The 17,854-nt window shown below is 63.6% G+C and carries 13 protein-coding genes; 8 read left to right on the forward strand and 5 right to left on the reverse strand.

Features of this window, described 5'->3' with window-relative positions; translation table 11 throughout:
- Positions 1 to 44: 44 nt before the first annotated feature.
- The 6 genes from NYR55_RS01420 (at position 45) to NYR55_RS01445 (ending at position 8,387) form a co-directional block, all read left to right on the forward strand.
- Positions 45 to 1,502 (forward strand): ATP-binding protein, encoded by a 1,458-nt coding sequence (locus NYR55_RS01420; protein WP_260019469.1) that lies wholly within the window; start codon positions 45 to 47, stop codon positions 1,500 to 1,502.
- A 57-nt stretch (positions 1,503 to 1,559) separates the two neighbouring features.
- The gene (locus tag NYR55_RS01425; RefSeq protein WP_260019470.1) at positions 1,560 to 3,149 is read left to right on the forward strand and encodes a DUF1800 domain-containing protein; all 1,590 of its coding nucleotides are present in this window, start codon (positions 1,560 to 1,562) and stop codon (positions 3,147 to 3,149) included.
- A gap of 16 nt (positions 3,150 to 3,165) precedes the next feature.
- Positions 3,166 to 4,569, forward strand: coding sequence for a DUF1501 domain-containing protein (locus tag NYR55_RS01430; RefSeq protein ID WP_260019471.1), 1,404 nt, complete (start codon positions 3,166 to 3,168; stop codon positions 4,567 to 4,569).
- 95 nt (positions 4,570 to 4,664) lie between these two features.
- Positions 4,665 to 5,690: an aspartate-semialdehyde dehydrogenase gene (locus NYR55_RS01435; RefSeq protein ID WP_260019472.1), complete on the forward strand. Its 1,026-nt coding sequence runs from the start codon at positions 4,665 to 4,667 to the stop codon at positions 5,688 to 5,690.
- 11 nt (positions 5,691 to 5,701) lie between these two features.
- The gene (locus NYR55_RS01440; protein WP_260019473.1) at positions 5,702 to 6,463 is read left to right on the forward strand and encodes an alpha/beta hydrolase; all 762 of its coding nucleotides are present in this window, start codon (positions 5,702 to 5,704) and stop codon (positions 6,461 to 6,463) included.
- 64 nt (positions 6,464 to 6,527) lie between these two features.
- The gene (locus NYR55_RS01445; RefSeq protein WP_260019474.1) at positions 6,528 to 8,387 is read left to right on the forward strand and encodes a M2 family metallopeptidase; all 1,860 of its coding nucleotides are present in this window, start codon (positions 6,528 to 6,530) and stop codon (positions 8,385 to 8,387) included.
- Positions 8,388 to 8,435: 48 nt separating this feature from the next.
- Here NYR55_RS01445 and NYR55_RS01450 read toward each other — a convergent pair whose 3' ends face one another.
- From NYR55_RS01450 to NYR55_RS01465, 4 genes are all read right to left on the reverse strand, one after another.
- Positions 8,436 to 9,875, reverse strand: coding sequence for an AMP nucleosidase (locus tag NYR55_RS01450; RefSeq protein ID WP_260019475.1), 1,440 nt, complete (start codon positions 9,873 to 9,875; stop codon positions 8,436 to 8,438).
- A 91-nt stretch (positions 9,876 to 9,966) separates the two neighbouring features.
- Complete coding sequence (locus tag NYR55_RS01455) at positions 9,967 to 10,419, reverse strand: hypothetical protein (RefSeq protein WP_260019476.1); 453 nt, start codon at positions 10,417 to 10,419, stop codon at positions 9,967 to 9,969.
- A gap of 102 nt (positions 10,420 to 10,521) precedes the next feature.
- Positions 10,522 to 11,004 carry a peroxiredoxin gene (locus tag NYR55_RS01460; protein WP_260019477.1) on the reverse strand — a complete coding sequence of 161 codons (483 nt, stop codon included), beginning with the start codon at positions 11,002 to 11,004 and terminating at the stop codon, positions 10,522 to 10,524.
- A 74-nt stretch (positions 11,005 to 11,078) separates the two neighbouring features.
- Complete coding sequence (locus NYR55_RS01465) at positions 11,079 to 12,032, reverse strand: glycosyltransferase family A protein (protein WP_260019478.1); 954 nt, start codon at positions 12,030 to 12,032, stop codon at positions 11,079 to 11,081.
- 23 nt (positions 12,033 to 12,055) lie between these two features.
- Between NYR55_RS01465 and NYR55_RS01470 the strand changes: the two genes are divergently transcribed.
- Both NYR55_RS01470 and ahcY read left to right on the forward strand, forming a co-directional pair.
- Positions 12,056 to 12,616: a YqgE/AlgH family protein gene (locus NYR55_RS01470; RefSeq protein WP_260019479.1), complete on the forward strand. Its 561-nt coding sequence runs from the start codon at positions 12,056 to 12,058 to the stop codon at positions 12,614 to 12,616.
- A gap of 136 nt (positions 12,617 to 12,752) precedes the next feature.
- Positions 12,753 to 14,162 (forward strand): adenosylhomocysteinase, encoded by a 1,410-nt coding sequence (ahcY, locus tag NYR55_RS01475; RefSeq protein ID WP_260019480.1) that lies wholly within the window; start codon positions 12,753 to 12,755, stop codon positions 14,160 to 14,162.
- 149 nt (positions 14,163 to 14,311) lie between these two features.
- On the opposite strand, the gene NYR55_RS01480 is transcribed toward ahcY, so the two are convergent.
- Positions 14,312 to 17,308 carry a TonB-dependent receptor gene (locus NYR55_RS01480; RefSeq protein WP_260019481.1) on the reverse strand — a complete coding sequence of 999 codons (2,997 nt, stop codon included), beginning with the start codon at positions 17,306 to 17,308 and terminating at the stop codon, positions 14,312 to 14,314.
- Positions 17,309 to 17,854: the final 546 nt, after the last annotated feature.

Here is a 17,854-nt window from a genome sequence, read left to right on the forward strand (position 1 = left end):
TCCCCCCTTGCCGCAGTCCGATTCGATCCGCCATGGCCGACGGCATGACGATTGGCGTGGACATGGGGGTCGATCCGGCGGGCAGGCCGGTGGTGATGGACCTTGAGGAATTGCTGGCGACGCGCCTGCTGGTTCAGGGCAATTCCGGTTCAGGCAAATCGCATCTGCTGCGCCGGTTGCTGGAAAAAAGTGCCGGCCGGGTGCAGCAGGTGGTGATCGACCCGGAGGGCGATTTCGTTACCCTGTCCGATGCCTATGGCCATGTGGTGATCGAGGCCGCCGACCATGCCGAGCGTGAAATCGAGCGGTTTGCGGAGCGCATCCGCCAGCATCGCGCCTCTGTCGTGCTCAGCCTTGAGGGGCTGGAGGCCGAGGGTCAGATGCGCTGTGCCGCCACGTTCCTGAATGCCCTGTTCGATGCACCGCGCGACCATTGGTATCCCGCGCTGGTGGTGGTGGACGAGGCACAGCTCTTTGCCCCGGCCGGTGGCGGCGAAGTGGCCGAGGAGGTGCGCAGGGCCAGCCTGTCGGCAATGACAAACCTGATGTGCCGGGGTCGCAAACGCGGCCTGGCCGGGGTGATCGCCACCCAGCGGCTGGCCAAACTGGCGAAGAATGTAGCCGCAGAGGCGTCCAATTTCCTGATGGGCCGCACGTTCCTCGACATCGACATGGCGCGCGCGGCCGATCTGTTGGGCATGGAGCGCCGTCAGGCAGAGGCGATCCGCGATCTGGCGCGCGGGCATTTCCTTGCCCTTGGCCCGGCCGTGTCGCGTCGCCCGGTTGCGGTCACCATCGGCTCGGTCGAAACCAGTGCCCGCAGCGGCAGCCCCAAGCTGGTCCCGCTTCCCGATGCGCCGGCTGGCGACATGAAGGACCTGCTGTTCGCGCCAGTCGACCACGCGCCCCAGATCGTGCGCGAACCGGAACCGGAACCCGTATCGGCCGAGGATGTGCTCGCCGTGATCGAGGCCCCCCGGCCCGAAGATGCGCCGGAGCCGGAACCGGATTTGTTTGCCGATCTGGATGCAGAGGCAGTGATTGCCGATGTGCTGAAGGCGATTGTGGAGGAGGCGGATTCCGCCACCCGCCCGGCGGCCGTGCTGTTTCAGGATTTCCAGGTGCGGTGCCGGATGCAGGGTCTGAAACAGCCGCCCGTCGATCTGGCGGCGTTCTCGCGGCGTCTGTCCGCTGCCCGCGCCGGGATCATCGACGGGCTGGATGCTGAATGGGCACCGGCATTCCGGCTGGCCAGGGAATTGCCAGACGAGATGCTGGGGCCGTTCCTGCTGATTGCCCGTGCTGCGCGCGAGGGGGTGGCCTGTCCTGCCGATGAGGAACTGGCCCGCGTCTATGGCACGGCATCGCTCGGCCGGGTGCGCCGCCTGATCGGCTATATCGAAAGCCGCGATCTGTTCGTCGTGCGCACCGACCTTTCGGGACGGCGATCGATCGCCATTCCCCGGCTTGGCTGGACCACCATGCCCAGCGAGGCGGCCTGATTGACCGGACCACTGCCTGGCGTATGATTGCGCTAACGAAAGCAGGGGAGGAGCCTGGTGGCGACCGCGACCAGCGATGCAGCATTGGCGGCCCGGTTCATTCAGCGCGCCAAGTTCGCCGCCACCCCCGATGACATTGCCGACTATCTGAGCATCGGGCCTGATCGCTGGCTGGACCGGCATTTCGCTGCCGCGCCTGGGCAGAGCGGGGCCGAATGGCTGACGGCGAACGGCCATGCCGCGGTGACCAGGGAGGCGCGCTATTTCTGGCCCCAAGCGGGCGATCACATGATCTGGAACCAGCTGATCGCCCAGCCGGACGAGATGCGACAGCGGCTTGCCTTTGCCCTGTCGCAGTTCTTTGTCGTCTCGCTCAACCCGATCGACGGATATTGGCCGCCCTATATGATGGCGGGTTACTGGTCGGTGCTTACCCGCCATGCCTTTGGCAATTTCCGCGATTTGATGCAGGCGGTGACGCTGAACGCCGCGATGGGGATGTACCTCAATACCAAGGGCAATCTGAAGGAAGACCCGGCCACCGGTCGACAGCCGGACGAGAATTATGCCCGCGAAATCATGCAGCTGTTCACCATCGGCCTGTATGAACTCAATGCCGATGGGACAGTGCGGCTGGACGCGGCGGGCAAGCCGATCGAAACCTATACGCAGAGTGACGTCACCAATCTGGCGCGGGTCTTTACCGGGTACGACCATGACATGCGCCGGGTGAAACGGACCGATGTGGCATGGCAGGATTATCCGGTGATCAGCCAGGAATTCTGCCTCGACCCGATGGTGCTCGATCCCGCGAAACATTCCAGCCTGGCGGTCACCTTTCTCGGCCTGACCATCCCGCAGGGCACGCCAGGCGAGACGGCGCTAGCCATGGCGCATGATCATTTGTTCAACCATCCGAATGTCGGCCCGTTCTTTGGCCGGCAGATGATCCAGCGACTGGTGACGAGCAATCCCAGCCCCGCCTATGTCGGGCGCGTCGCCGCCGCCTTTGCCGACAATGGCAAGGGCGTGCGCGGTGACCTGAAGGCGGTGTGGCGCGCCGTGCTGACCGATCCGGAGGCGATGGCGCCGCCCCGGCCCGACGACCGCCTTTCCGGAAAGGTCAGGGAGCCGGTCCTCCGCTATGTCGGCTGGGCGCGCACGGTCGGCCTGAAACAGGTCGATGAACCGTTCGAGATGTTCGACACCAGCCGCAATGACGAGGCGCTGGCGCAAAGCCCGTTGCGGTCGCCATCGGTGTTCAACTTCTTTCGCCCCGGCTATCGCCCGCCGCAGACCGAGATCGCGCGGGCGGACAAACTGGCCCCGGAGTTTCAGATTGCCAATGAGACCAGCATCGCCGGTTATCTGAACTTTCTGCAATGGACGATCCGCTGGGGCACGCGGGGCATCCGCCCCAGCTATGCCGCACTGTTGCCGATGGCGCATGACGCCCGGGCGGTCACCGAATGGCTGAACCTGCATCTGGCCGCCGGGCGACTGTCCGACGCATCGGTGACGCTGATCGCCGATGCGCTGGCCGACACCCCGCTGACGATCGATGCGCCGGAGGAGCGCAAGCTCGACCGGCTGGCCAGCGCCTGTCTGCTGGTGATGGCGTCGCCCGAATATCTGGTCGAGAAGTAAGGGGGGAGGGCGGAGCATGGCCCATATCATCACCACGCCCGTCAGCCGCCGGACCCTGCTTGCTCGTGCATCGCAGCTGACGGCGATCGGGGCGGGTGCCCCGCTGGCGATGAGCCTGGGTCATATGGCGGAGGCGGCGGCGCCGGGGGCGGACGATTACCGGGCGCTGGTCTGCATCTTCCTTTATGGCGGCAACGATCATGGCAACACGCTGATCCCGGTCGATCCCGTCAATCACAGTCGGTATCTGAAGATCCGCGGGGCGATCGGCTATGGCCGCAAGGACCTTGAGGCGACGACGCTCAAGCCGCGCGTGGCTCAAACGCTGACCGACGACATCGCCTATGCGGTCCCGCCGCAGATGCCGCGCGTGAAGCTGTTGTTCGATGCCGGGAAGATTGCACCCGTGCTGAACGTCGGCCCGCTGATCACGCCGCTGACCCGCGCGCAGTTCGATGGAAATGACCGGGCGAACTTCCCGCTGCCTCCCAAGCTGTTCAGCCATAATGACCAGCAATCGGTGTGGCAGGCGCTGGGCAGCGAGGGCGCTGTCGTCGGCTGGGGCGGGCGGCTGGGCGACTGGGCGATGGAGCGGAACCAGCATTCGCTGCTCACCTGCATTTCCGCCAGCGGCAATGCGGTGTTCGTATCCGGCGACAAGGCACTGCAATATCAGATCAGCCCCAAGGGCGCGATCAAGGTGCAGCCCATCCAGAAATCGGCCTATGGATCACCGGCCATCGCAGCCGCGCTCAACACGCTGATGACGGCACACCGCGACCACGCGATGGAAAACGAGCTGGCGATGCTGGCCCGACGATCAATGCGGATGGAGGGCATCGTCAATTCGGCGCTGGACAAGGTGGACCTGAAAACGGGGTTCGACCTAGCGCCGGGGGAGAACAAACTGGCCGACCAGCTGCGGATCGTTGCCCGGCTGATCGGCGCACGGGGCGAGCTGGGATCAAGGCGGCAGGTGTTCTTTGTCTCGCTGGACGGGTTCGACCATCACAATGACCTGTCGGCCAAGCACGCCGACCTGATGGCCAAACTGGATGAGGGGATGGCGGCATTCTATATGGCGCTGGTTGAACTCGGCGTGCAGCAACAGGTGACAACGTTCACCGCATCCGATTTCGGTCGCACGCTGGTCAATAACGGCGACGGGTCCGACCATGGCTGGGGCAGCCATCATTTCGTGATGGGCGGGGCGGTGAAGGGCGGGCGCTATTACGGCACGGCGCCGCACATCTCGATCGAGACGGACGATCAGGTGGGTCAGGGGCGGTTGTTGCCTTCGACCGCGACCGATCAATATGCGGCGACGCTGGCGCGGTGGTTCGGGGTGCCGGATGCGGAGCTGGGCGCGATCCTGCCCAATCTCGGCAACTTTGCGTCGCGCAACCTTGGCTTCGTGTAACGGACAGGCTTTCTTGGGTTTCAACGCCGCGCAAAGGCGCTAAAGGAGCCGCGCTCAATCACCGAGCGGGAGCTTTCAAGGAACTGGACGTTATCATGGGTTATCGGGTTGTCGTCGCGGGTGCCACGGGCAATGTGGGCCGCGAAATGCTGAACATCCTCGCCGAGCGGGAATTCCCGATCGACGAGATCGCTGTACTGGCCTCTGCACGCAGCCAGGGCGACGAGATCGAGTTCGGTGAGACAGGCCGGAAACTGAAAGTCCAGAATATCGAGCATTTCGATCCCACCGGTTGGGACATGGCGCTGTTCGCCATCGGCAGCGATGGCAGCAAGCTGCACGCGCCGCGCTTCGCCGCTGCCGGCTGCGTCGTCATCGACAATGCCTCGCTCTATCGCATGGACCCGGACGTGCCGCTGATCGTGCCGGAAGTGAATCCTGAGGCGATCGACGGGTACAAGGTCCGCAATATCATCGCCAATCCCAACTGCTCGACCGCGCAGATGGTCGTCGCGCTGAAGCCGCTGCATGATGCGGCCCGGATCAAGCGCGTCGTCGTTGCCACCTATCAGTCGGTTTCCGGCGCGGGCAAGGCGGGCATGGACGAACTGTTCGAACAGAGCCGCAACATCTTTGTTGGTGATCAGGCCGAACCGAAGAAGTTCACCAAGCAGATCGCGTTCAACGTGATCCCGCACATCGACAGTTTCTTGGACGACGGGTCGACCAAGGAAGAATGGAAGATGGTGGCCGAAACCAAGAAGATCCTGGATTCCAAGGTCAAGGTGACGGCGACCTGCGTTCGCGTGCCCGTGTTCGTCGGCCATTCGGAAGCGATCAATATCGAGTTCGAGGACGAGATTTCGGCTGAACAGGCCCAGAATATCCTGCGCGAAGCGCCCGGCGTGATGCTGGTCGACAAGCGTGAGGACGGCGGATACGTGACGCCGATCGAATGCGTCGGCGACTATGCGACCTTCGTCAGCCGCGTTCGTGAGGATTCGACCGTCGACAACGGCCTGTCGCTGTGGTGCGTCAGCGACAACCTGCGCAAGGGCGCGGCACTGAACGCGGTGCAGATCGCGGAGTTGCTGGGCCGCCGCCACCTGAAAAAGGGCTGAGGCAGAACGCCATGGACGGCATCCAGCGGTTCGACAGTTTCGACGGCACCCCCATCGCCTGGCACGAGCTGGGCGAGGGGCGGCCGCTGGTGCTGATCCATGGCTATTTCAGCGACGCGAATACGAACTGGATCAAGTACGGCCATGCTGCCATTCTGGCCGAGGCCGGATTCCGCGTGATCATGCCCGATCTGCGCGCGCACGGTCAAAGCGGACGGCCGCACGACGCCGCTGCCTATCCCGCTGACGCGCTGGCGATGGATGCAGAGGCGCTGATCGCGCATCTTGACCTGGATGCAGGCTGCTATGACCTTGGCGGCTATTCGCTGGGCGCGCGGACCGTGGTGCGTGTCCTGGCGCGCGGCCATGCGCCTGCACCGCGCCGGGTCATCCTGTCGGGCATGGGGCTGGAGGGGTTGCTGGACACCGGCGCGCGCGCTGGTCATTTCCGCCGCGTGCTGACCGGTCTTGGCAGCCATGCCCGCGGCACGCCCGAATGGATGGCTGAGGCGTTCCTCAAGACGACCGGCGGTGATCCGGTCGCGCTGCTCGGTATCCTCGACACATTCGTCGACACGCCGCGGGGTGCCATTGCCGGGATCGGTCAGCCCGTGCTCGTTGCCGCGGGCGTTGACGACGACGACAATGGCTCGCACGCGGCGCTTGCCGACCTCCTGCCCGATGCGCGGCTGGTTGAGGTGCCGGGCAATCACATGAGCGCGGTCACCAAGCGGGAGCTGGGCGAGGCGATCCGGGATTTCCTGACCGCTTGACGGGTTGCGATACGCTGGCTCACAAGACGCGCACTCGTCTGTCGCGTCCAAAGGACCAGCCATCATGATCCGTACCGGTGTATCCGCCCTTGCCCTTGCCTGCCTGCTGGCGACGCCCGTGCTGGCGCAGCAAAAGCCCGCGCCTGCCAAGCCTGCTGCCGAAGCTAAGCCTGCCCCGGAAAAGGCGCTGACCCCCGCCGATGCCGACGCCTTTGTCGCGGCCGCGGAAAAGGCAGCGTTCGACTTTTCGATCGAGGCAAGCCGGATCCAGTGGGTGAACGCCACCTACATCACCGACGACACCGACGCACTCGCTGCACAGAGCGGTGCCGAGGGCACGGAAATGGCCGTGAAATACGCGCTGGAGGCGGCGAAATATGCCGCAATCCCCGGCCTGTCGGCCGATACCAAGCGCAAACTGGATATCCTGCGCTCCAGCCTGACCCTGCCCGCGCCGACGACGCAGGGCGCGGCGGATGAGCTGGCCACCCTGGTGACCAAGATGTCGTCCGCCTATGGCAAGGGTCGCGGCACGCTGGACGGCAAGCCGATCAACGGATCGGACATCGAGGCCGCGATGGGCACCGAACGCGACCCGGCAAAGCTCAAGGAAATGTGGCTGAGCTGGCACGACAATGTCGGCGCGCCGATGAGCAAGGATTATGCGCGCAGCGTCGAGATCGCCAATCTGGGTGCCAAGGAACTGGGTTTTCGCGACGTCGGCGCGATGTGGCGTTCCAATTACGACATGGACCCGGCCGAGTTTGCCCGGCTGACCGACAAATTGTGGAAGGAAGTCGAGCCGCTGTACCGCTCCCTCTTCATCTACACCCGCAAGAAGCTGAACGAGAAATATGGCGATGCGGTTCAGCCGCGCACCGGGCCGATCCGGGCCGATCTGCTGGGCAATATGTGGGCGCAGGAATGGGGCAATATCTATGATGTCGTAGCCCCGCAGGGTGCGGGCGATATCGGGTATGACGTCACGAAACTGCTGGAGGCGAAAAAGGCCGATCCGGTCGGCATGGTGAAGATCGGTGAGGGCTTTTATTCCTCGCTGGGCTTCACGCCGTTGCCCGAAACGTTCTGGCAGCGATCGATGTTCGTCAAGCCTGCGGACCGAGAGGTCGTGTGCCACGCCTCTGCTTGGGACATCGACCAGAAGGAAGATATCCGGATCAAGATGTGCATCAAGGTGAATGGCGACGATTTCGTCGTGATCCATCACGAACTTGGCCACAATTATTACCAGCGCGCCTATAAGGATCAGAGCTATCTGTATCTGAACGGCGCCAATGACGGGTTTCACGAGGCGATCGGCGATTTCGTCGCGCTGTCGATCACGCCCGACTATCTTGTCCAGATCGGCCTGCTCGATCCGGCCAAGGTGCCGAGCGAGGACAAGGACATCGGCCTGTTGCTGCGTCAGGCGATGGACAAGGTGGCGTTCCTGCCGTTCGGCCTGCTGATCGACAAATGGCGCTGGGCGGTGTTTTCCGGGTCGGTAAAGCCGGACGGGTATCAGGCGGCATGGGATGCGCTGCGCCTGCAATATCAGGGGCTGGTGCCGCCCGAGGAGCGCGGCAGCGACAAGTTCGATCCCGGCGCGAAGTATCACGTGCCCGCCAGTGTGCCCTATACCCGCTATTTCCTGGCGCGGCTGCTGCAGTTCCAGTTCTACAAGGCGGCGTGCGAGCAGGCGGGGTGGAAAGGGCCGCTTCACCGCTGTTCCTTCTATGGCAACAAGGAAGTCGGCGCGAAGCTGAATGCGATGCTGGAAATGGGCGCGTCCAAGCCATGGCCCGACGCGCTGGAAGCCTTTACCGGCAGCCGCGAAATGTCGGGCAAGGCGATGGTTGAATATTTCGCCCCGCTAAAGGCGTGGCTGGATGAGCAGATCAAGGGAGAGGCGGACGGCTGGTAACCGGGGTACCGGCACGCGCCCTCCCGTCCGGGGAGGGCGCGGCAGGTGTCAGCGGAACGGCGGCTCGTTGAACGCGCGCAGCTTGCGGCTGTGCAGCTTTGACCCCTCGCGCTTCAGTTCTTCGCAGGTTTCGATGCCGATCTTGAGATGCTCGGCAATGGCGCGCTCGTAAAAGCGGTTCGCCTGACCCGGCAGCTTCAGTTCGCCATGCAGCGGCTTGTCCGACACGCAGAGCAGCGTGCCATAGGGGACGCGGAAGCGGAAACCCTGCGCCGCGATGGTTGCCGATTCCATGTCGATGCCGACCGCGCGGCTCAGCGAAAAGCGCAGGGCCGATTTCGAAAAGCGCAGTTCCCAGTTGCGATCGTCGGTGGTGACGATGGTGCCGGTGCGCAGACGACGCTTCAGTTCCTCGCCATCCTCACCCGATACGGTCTGGGCCGCGCGGGCCAGGGCCTGCTGAACCTCCGCAATCGCCGGGACCGGAATTTCGGGCGGCAGCACGTCGTCCAGCACATGGTCGTCCCGCAGATAGGCATGGGCCAGCACGTAATCGCCGATCCGCTGACTGGGGCGCAGACCGCCGCAATGGCCGATCATCAGCCAGGCATGGGGACGCAGCACCGCCAGGTGATCGCAGATCGTCTTTGCATTGGATGGCCCGACGCCGATATTGACCAGCGTGATGCCCGCGCCGCCGGGGGCCATCAGGTGATAGGCGGGCATCTGATGCCGCCGCCACGCGCTGTCGCTGACCAGTCGTTCCGGATCATCGCCCGCCCGGATCATCACCCCGCCGGCCGCGGACACGCCGGTATAGGGGCTGTCCGGACCCAGCTGGTCGCAGGCCCAGCGAACGAATTCATCGACGTAGCGGTGATAGTTGGTGAACAGGATATAGTGCTGAACATGTTCGGCCGGCGTGCCGGTATAGTGGCGCAGGCGGGCCAGCGAAAAATCCGTGCGCAGCGCATCGAACAGGGCAAGCGGACGGACGCCCGTTCCATCGTCCCAGATGCCGTCGGCGATTTCGTCCCCGATATGCGCCAGTTCGGTCGCCGGGAAATGGCGGGCAAGCTCGATGGCCGACACCTGATCCAGGCTCAGCGCATGGCCGGGGTCCAGCACATAGGGAAACGGGATTTCCTGCTGGCTGAGCCCCACATCGATATCGACGTCATACGCCTGGATCAGCAGATCAAGCTGTTCGGTCAGGTAATCGGAAAACACCGCCGGCTTGGTCACCGTGATGCGGTAATCCCCGGATTCGCTCAGGCGGCCAAAGGACCGGAGCGGCGCTGGCCGCTGCTGATCCTCGCCATGATAGGTCAGGCGTATTTCGGGATAGGCAAAACTGCCGTCTGTCCGCGCGCCGGGGGGCGGGACGGTCGCATCGTCAAGGTAGCGGGTCAGCGCTTCCTTCAGATTGCGGACGGATTGCTGGTACAGCTGCTCCAGCTCGGCGACGATCGTTGATGCCTGTTTCATGCCGACCGGGCTAGGCCGACAATGTGAACCTGACAAGACCGTCGCCGAGGGATCGTTTCATCCGTGGCATTTTCAAACCGGGCGCGGGGGTTCAGGCGTCCGACTTGCTATCCTTGGCGGGCGATACAGTCTTTGCCGAACCGCCGGACTTCACGCCCTTGCTGCGCAGCTTGGTCGCGCCAAAGATTGCGCCGGCGACCGCGGCCGCAGCGCCGGTGGCGATGGCAGCGATCGTGCCGGGGTTGGCCTTCACCGCCTTGACCGTCTTTTCGACGGCAGATTCGCTCTTCTTGCGGCTGGCCTTGGCGGTGCTCGCCTTGGCCTTGGCGGGCGTCTTGGGCTTTGCAGATGACGCCGTGGTCTTTGCCGCCGTGCCGCTGGCAGAGGACTTGCGCGTCGTCGGCGCCTTGGTGGTCGCCGTTTTCGCCGTGGTGCCGGTCTTGGCTGCACTGGGCTTGCGCGCCGGTGCCTTTTTGGCGGGCACGGCAATGTCGCTGGCGTTGGCGGGCTTGGTGGCCGCGTCCGGGCCGCTATCTGTCGTCATCGCAATCCTCCGTGAGTTCGGGACAAGGAACGACTGTCAGGCGGCGAAGGTTCCACCATAAGGTTCGCCCCCGCAAGGGTCGTTGCGGGGGCGACCGGAAAATTACAGCGTTTCGAGCAGGTGCTCGGCCGAGCTGACCTTGAACTCGCCGGGCGCTTCGACATTCAGCGCTTCGACGACGCCGTCATTGACGATCATCGAATAACGCTGGCTGCGGGTGCCCAGGCCGAACTTCGAACCGTCCATGGTCAGGCCGATTGCGTTCGCAAACTCGCCATTGCCGTCGGCCAGCATGGTCACCTTGCCCTGCGCCTCGTTCGCCTTTGCCCAGGCGCCCATGACGAACGGATCGTTGACCGACACACAGGCGATTTCATCGACGCCCTTGGCCTTCAGCGCATCGCCCTGTTCCAGATAACCGGGCAGGTGCTTTGCCGAGCAGGTCGGCGTGAACGCGCCGGGGACAGCGAACAGCGCGACCTTGCGTCCGGCAAAGAAGTCGCTGGACTGGACCGCGTCCGGGCCGTCCGGGGTTGCCTTGATCAGCGTGACGTCGGGCAGCTTGTCGCCGGGTTGGATGCTCATGGCGTGTTCCTCCTTTGATTGTGCAAATGCGCGCGTGATCTAGGATGCGTGGCGCGACATTGAAAGGCGAACCGTCATGGCCGCTGATTGTTGCGTGCCCGGGCAAACAGGATCGGCCGGGCGAGCGGGGGAGCCACCGTCAGGATCGCCATGATGATCCGCCATTTCAGGGATTCGTCCGCCATGCGCCCGTCGTTCAGCCGGGCCAGCCCCGCGGACGTGTTGCCGGCCAGGATCAGTGCCTCACCCTCCGCCCGCGCCAGCCGCTGTTCGATCAGCGCCGCCATGCGTGCCGCGGTCGCCTCCTCCGGTCGCCCGGTCAGCGCCGCCTGCGCCTTGCGATACACGGCTGCTTCATACCGGAACAGCGTCGCCGAATTGCGCGACAGGGAGGTGGATCGCCGACGATAGCGGTGCAGGGGCCGGGGCACATAGCCGCCGCTGAACCCGGCCGACAGGATCCGAACCCAGAAGTCCAGATCCTCCGCCGAACGAAGCGACGCATCGAACCCGCCGATCGCATCAAAGGCGGAACGTCGAAACATCCCCGCGCCAAAGACATAGAATTGCCGGGCCAGCACCCGGTCCAGCGTGATTGGCAGGACCTGCGGAAAATAATCGGTGAACCGCTCCCCGTCCCGCGAATCCCCGAAATAGGTCGCGTCGCAGGTGACAAAGCCGTGCCGGTCGTCGGCGATCAGGGCCGCGTGCATCGCGCTCAGATACTCCGGCTCATACAGGTCATCGCCGTCCAGCAACGACAGGATGGGCGCGCGCGCCGCCGCAATCGCCCGGTTGCGGGCCAGGGCAAGTCCGCCATTGTCGGTTTGAAGCAGCCGGATGCGCGGATCGGCCAGAAACGGGGCAACGGCACCGGCAACATCGTCCGGCGCGCCGTCGTCCACCACGATCGCCTCCCAATCGGTCAGCGTCTGCGCCTGGAGCGATGCCAGCGTTTCGCCGACCATGTCCGCGACGCCATATGCCGGAACGACCACGGAAACAGCGGGCGGGCTTGGGTTTGCCATGCAGCGCACTATAGTCGGGCGTCATGGACGCGCCACCCTATCTTGTCGGCCAGTTGCTGTTGGCCCTGCCGGGCATCGGCGACCCTCGCTTCGAACAGGCGGTGATCGCCATGTGCGCGCATAATGATGAAGGCGCGCTGGGCATCGGCATCGGCGCGATCATCGAGGGGCTGTCGCTGTACGACCTGTTCGATCAGCTGGAGATCGAGGCGCGCGAGTGCCCGGACGGCCCCGTTCATTTCGGCGGGCCGGTCGAGCTGCGGCGCGGCTTTGTGCTGCACAGCCTGGACTGGAGCGGGCAGGACACGATCGATGTTGCGGGCAACTGGGCGCTGTCGGGCACGGTCGATGTGCTGCGGGCGATTGCAGAGGGGCGGGGGCCATCCCGCTGGCTGGTCGCGCTTGGCTATGCCGGATGGGGTGAGGGACAGCTGGAGGACGAGATGACCCGCCATGGCTGGTTCAATGTCGGCGGCGACACCGACATCGTGTTCGACATGCCGGCCGAAATCCGCTGGACGAACGGGTTCGAGCGGGCGGGGATCGACCCGCGACTGCTGGCGCCCGGTGGGGGCAACGCCTGATTTCCGCCGCTCGCGTTCCGGGCATATAAAGGATTCTTTATACGGCGATTGCGTTCGGCCCCGTCCCCCTGTATCGGGTCGGGCAGATGGCATGGCGGAGGCGCCGTGCCCTTTTTGCCGACCAGGAGATTTGACTGTGGCCACCGCGACGATCGACGCCGCCAAGGATTATGTGATTGCCGATATCGGCCTCGCCAACTGGGGCCGGATGGAAATCGACATCGCCGAAACCGAAATGCCCGGCCTGATGGCGCTGCGCGAGGAATTCGGTCCGACGCAGCCGCTGAAGGGCGCGAAGATCGTCGGTTCGCTGCACATGACCATTCAGACCGCCGTGCTGATCGAGACGCTGACCGCGCTGGGCGCTGATGTCCGCTGGGCGACCTGCAACATCTTTTCCACTCAGGATCACGCCGCCGCCGCCATCGCTGCCGCCGGCATCCCGGTGTTCGCGGTCAAGGGTGAGAGCCTGGCCGATTACTGGGACTATGTCGGCCGCATCTTCGATTGGGGCGACGAAACCTGCAACATGATCCTGGACGACGGCGGCGATGCCACCATGTTCGCGCTGTGGGGCGCCAAGCTTGAGGCTGGCCACAGCTTTGGCGAACCGGAGAATGAGGAAGAGGTCGAGATGCAGCGCGCGGTGAAGGAATTCATCGCTCGCAAGCCCGGTTACCTCACCGAGACGGTGAAGAACATCAAGGGCGTGTCGGAAGAAACCACCACGGGCGTCCATCGCCTGTATCACATCGCCAAGAAGGGCGAGCTGCCCTTCCCCGCGATCAACGTGAACGACAGCGTTACCAAGTCGAAGTTCGACAACCTGTATGGTTGCAAGGAATCGCTGGTCGACGCGATCCGTCGCGGCACCGACGTGATGCTGGCCGGCAAGGTTGCTGTCGTCGCCGGCTTTGGCGATGTCGGCAAGGGTTCGGCCCAGTCGCTGCGCAATGGCGGCGCGCGCGTCCTGGTCACCGAAATCGATCCGATCTGCGCGCTGCAGGCGGCGATGGAGGGTTTTGAGGTCGTGACGATGGAAGAAGCGGTGCAGCGCGCCGACATCTTCGTGACGGCGACCGGCAATGCCGACGTCATCACCGCCGATCACATGAAGGCGATGAAGCCCATGTCGATCGTGTGCAACATCGGTCACTTTGACAGCGAAATCCAGATTGCCGCCCTTTCCAACTACAAGTGGACCGAGATCAAGCCGCAGGTCGATCTGGTCGAGTTCGACGATGGCAAGCAGATCATCATCCTGTCCAAGGGCCGTCTGGTGAACCTGGGCAATGCGACCGGCCACCCGTCGTTCGTCATGTCGGCCAGCTTCACCAACCAGACGCTGGCGCAGATCGAGCTGTTCACCCGGCCCGAGCAGTACAAGAACGAAGTCTATGTCCTGCCCAAGCATCTGGACGAGAAGGTGGCGGCGCTTCACCTGGAAAAGCTGGGCGTGAAGCTGACGCAGCTGAGCCAAAAGCAGGCCGATTATATCGGCGTGCCGCAGGCCGGCCCGTTCAAGCCGGATCATTACCGCTACTGATCCGCGCGATAGCGACAAAAAAGGGGGCGTCCCGGTTTCGGCCGGGGCGCCCCCTTTTTTCATGCGCATCCGCCTGTCGAGACGGACAGCGCCCAACGAAAAGGGCGCGTGGATCGCTCCACGCGCCCTTCCGGTCCATGTGTTCCGGCTTACCGGTCCGGGCCGAAGGCGACCCGCGCACCGGCATAGAAGTACCGGCCAAGGAAGCTGTACGGCTGGTTGACCGACGCCACGTCGCCAATGTCGTTCAACAGATTGTTGACGCCGGCATAGAAGCGGAAATTCTCCTCAACATTCACCGCGACCTGCACGTCATGCTCCCACTTCTCCCGATAGAAGAAGTATTGCGGATCGGAGATGTCGGGCTGGGCCGCGACCTGATCGTCGGTGAATCGGCGGGTCTTGCTGAAGAAATTGAGGCCATAGTTGATCATCAGCGTACCGTTCGTCCAGGTCAGATCGGCGGTACCCGAATATTCGGGATAGCCAACGGTCAGCTTGCTGATTTCGACCGCGGCGCCCGGGGTCGGTTCGAAATCGAACTTGTTCAGGTAATTGCCAACGACCTGCAGGTTGAAATTGCCGATATTGGCAACCTCGAAATTGTAATTGACCTGCACGTCCAGACCGGCCGTGTTGATGGCCGCGACGTTCTGCGGATTGATCAGATAGTCGTTGACATAGCCTGTGCTGGTCGACCGCCCGATATTGCCGCAGAACACATTGTCCAGCGTAGGCTGGTCAACGCACAGGTCCACGATTTCCTGCGCCGTTGCCGTCCGAACCGCGTCCTTCAGCTGAATGTCATACCAGTCGGCGGTAACGACCAGTCCGGGGATGAAGCTCGGCTGCAGCACGACACCAGCGGTCCAGGTACGCGCCGTTTCCTCGCTCAGATTGACGTTGCCACCGACGCGGCCGGGCAGGCTGACCGTGGCCGTCGGATCGGTCGTCGGGCTGAACGTTGCCGGATTGATGCCAAGCGAGGTGAGCAGGGCGGTACAGTTTGCCTGCCGGAACTCGGTCCCTTCCGGGATGTTCTCGGGGTCGCACGGATCGTCGATGAACGAAAACGTGCCGCTGACCGGCGAGAACAGCTCGGCAATGTTCGGGGCGCGCACGGCCTGTGAATAGGTCCCCCGGATGCGGATATCGTCGATCGGCGAATAGATGCCGCTGAACGACCAGGTATCCGTGCGCCCGACCGTCGAGTAATCCGACAGACGGACCGCGGCGTTCAGTTCCAGCAGCTGCGCGAACGGAACATCGCGGAGCAGCGGCGCGCTCAGCTCGGCGAAAACCTCCTTCACGTCGAACTCGCCGCTGACCGGCGAGGTTTGCGAGAAATCGGCAAGGACGCCGTCCTGGACAAACTGATCCGGGACGAAATCGCTGATTTCCTTGCGGTACTCACCACCCACGGCAAACCGGATCGGCCCGCCCGGCAATTCGAAGAACTGACCGAAATCGCCGCTGATCGATCCCGACACGACGTGCTGCTGCACCTTGTACGTGTTGACCAGGTCGACGTTGATAAAGTCCAGAGCGGCCTGATCGGCGACACCGTCGCCCAGTACGTTCAGCGGCCGGCAGCCGCTGTTCGCGCCCGGCGTGAACGTCTGGAAACCCGGGAACTGGACCGATCCGAAATCCAGCTGGAACGGCGCTGCATTCGGGTTCAGCGTCGAGCGGCAGACGATGTTGCCCGAAACAGGATCGCGCACGGCATCCAGCGCCGCCAGATAGCGGTCGGTCACGCGGTAGTTGGTCGACAGGAACTCGCTGTCGGTAACCCCGTAGGTGTAATAGAGGTCATAGGTCGCATTGTCGCTCAGGCGGCCGTCCGCACCCACGACACCGCGCCATGTTTCGCGCACGGAACGCTCGCCACGGATGCCAAAATCGAAATTGTCGCGCGAAATCAGGGCGCCCTGGGTTCCCGCGCCGAAACGGTCGACCAGATAGGCGTTGTCCGCTTCAAGATAGGTGAAGAAATCGAAGCTCGGCTGAGCGATCGTGAAGCTCCGCGTCTTGGCATATTTGCCCTGTGCATACAGGCGCAGCGCCGGCGAGACCTCGAAACTGGTCAGCAGGTTGACGTTGTGCACCTCGTTCTGCGGCGCCAGATCGCCCTGATACCCGGCCAGCGGCGTGCTCGACCCGCCCTGGGTCAGGCCACCCGATGACGGCAATAGCCGACCCCGGTCGTAAACGCCGCCTGAACCGGTAAATTCGGGTACGCCGTCGAACCCGCCGACAATGAACTGGCCGGTATCCGGGTCGATCGAACCCAGATCGATGGCACCATCGCGAGAGCTGTCGGCATAGCGCAGGTCGTTGAACAGCAGCCGGTCGAACACATTGGGATCATCGGGAAAATCGTCAGGATTGCGGACCAGACCGAACGCCCGACGCGGGTCGCCGACCCGGCCGCGGTCAAAGCTGTTCACGCGATCATCGTCGCGCCATTCATAGGACAGCGCCACATTGCCGCGATTCTCGGCAAAATTGGTACCCAGCGTGACACTCAGGAACCGGTTGCCGGCATCGCCCTCTTCCGAAATGCCGGTCTGCGCCCGAACCACCGCACCTTCGAAATCGCGGCGCAGGATGAAGTTCACGACACCGGACACCCCATCCGCACCATAGACCGCCGATGCGCCGCCAGTCTGGATGTCGATCCGGCGGACCAGCTCGGTCGGAAGGGTGTTGATGTCCACCGATGCCGTCCCCGGCACCCCTGCGACGTGACGACGCCCGTCGATCAGCACCAGCGTCCGGTTGGTACCCAGGTTGCGCAGATTGAGCAGCTGGATGGCGGTGGACCCGGTGTCGCCCGTTGATCCGGACTGCTGGGCACTCGTATTGGAGCCGAGCAGGGCCGGGTTCTGAACCAGTACGTCCGTCAGGTTGACCCGGCCCGACTGCTGCAGGTTTTCCGAGCTATAGGAAATGACGGGGTTGGGATTGTCGACCGCCGGGCGCTGAATGCGGCTTCCAGTGATGACAATATCCTCGCCGGTGTCTTCCGGTGCTGGGCTGGTGGCTTCTTCCTGAGCCGGCCCGGCTTCCTGCGCCATGGCAGGCGAAGCGACGATGAGTGAAGCGGGAACCAGGAACGAACCGGCCAGCAACGCTGAACGCATACAAACTTTCATGAACGCACCCCTTACGCGAAAAACCCCAGGTTCGGGCAGACAGCCGTCCTCTACCCGTCCGCGCTGCGATGCAACGCTGATACGTATAATCCACAGGGCAGGGTGTGAGAACAGTTTGCGGGTGTTGTAGAAACACCACAATGGCGCGCGATTATGCCTTATCGGGGATCACGCTATCCGCTTCAGTGCTCCCGGTGTGCACAGTGACATCAGGCTGCGTGCCTTCGAACAAGTTACGCAAATCATTCTGCATCATGCCCAGCCACCATATGCCGATCCTGGTAGGGATCGGCGCGCGATCAGTGTTGCCCGCTCGCCTCGCTCTCATCGGAAACGGCGTGCCCTGGTTTACATTGCGCGCGCGTGCAGCATAATGCTGCCATTGCACTTCGTAATGGGCAGAAGACGGCAAACCGTCCGGTCCCGAGTGAGCAAGCGCAGGGGAACATGGCAGGCCGCGTAACGGGCCAGCCATCGCTCAATCACTATTTTTGGGGTGTTTTAATGCTCAAGAGAACAGGGGTCCGGGCTGCT

Origin of the sequence: Sphingomonas sp. BGYR3 (genome assembly GCF_025153455.1) — a bacterium.
In the GTDB taxonomy this organism is placed as follows: Bacteria; Pseudomonadota; Alphaproteobacteria; order Sphingomonadales; family Sphingomonadaceae; genus Sphingomonas.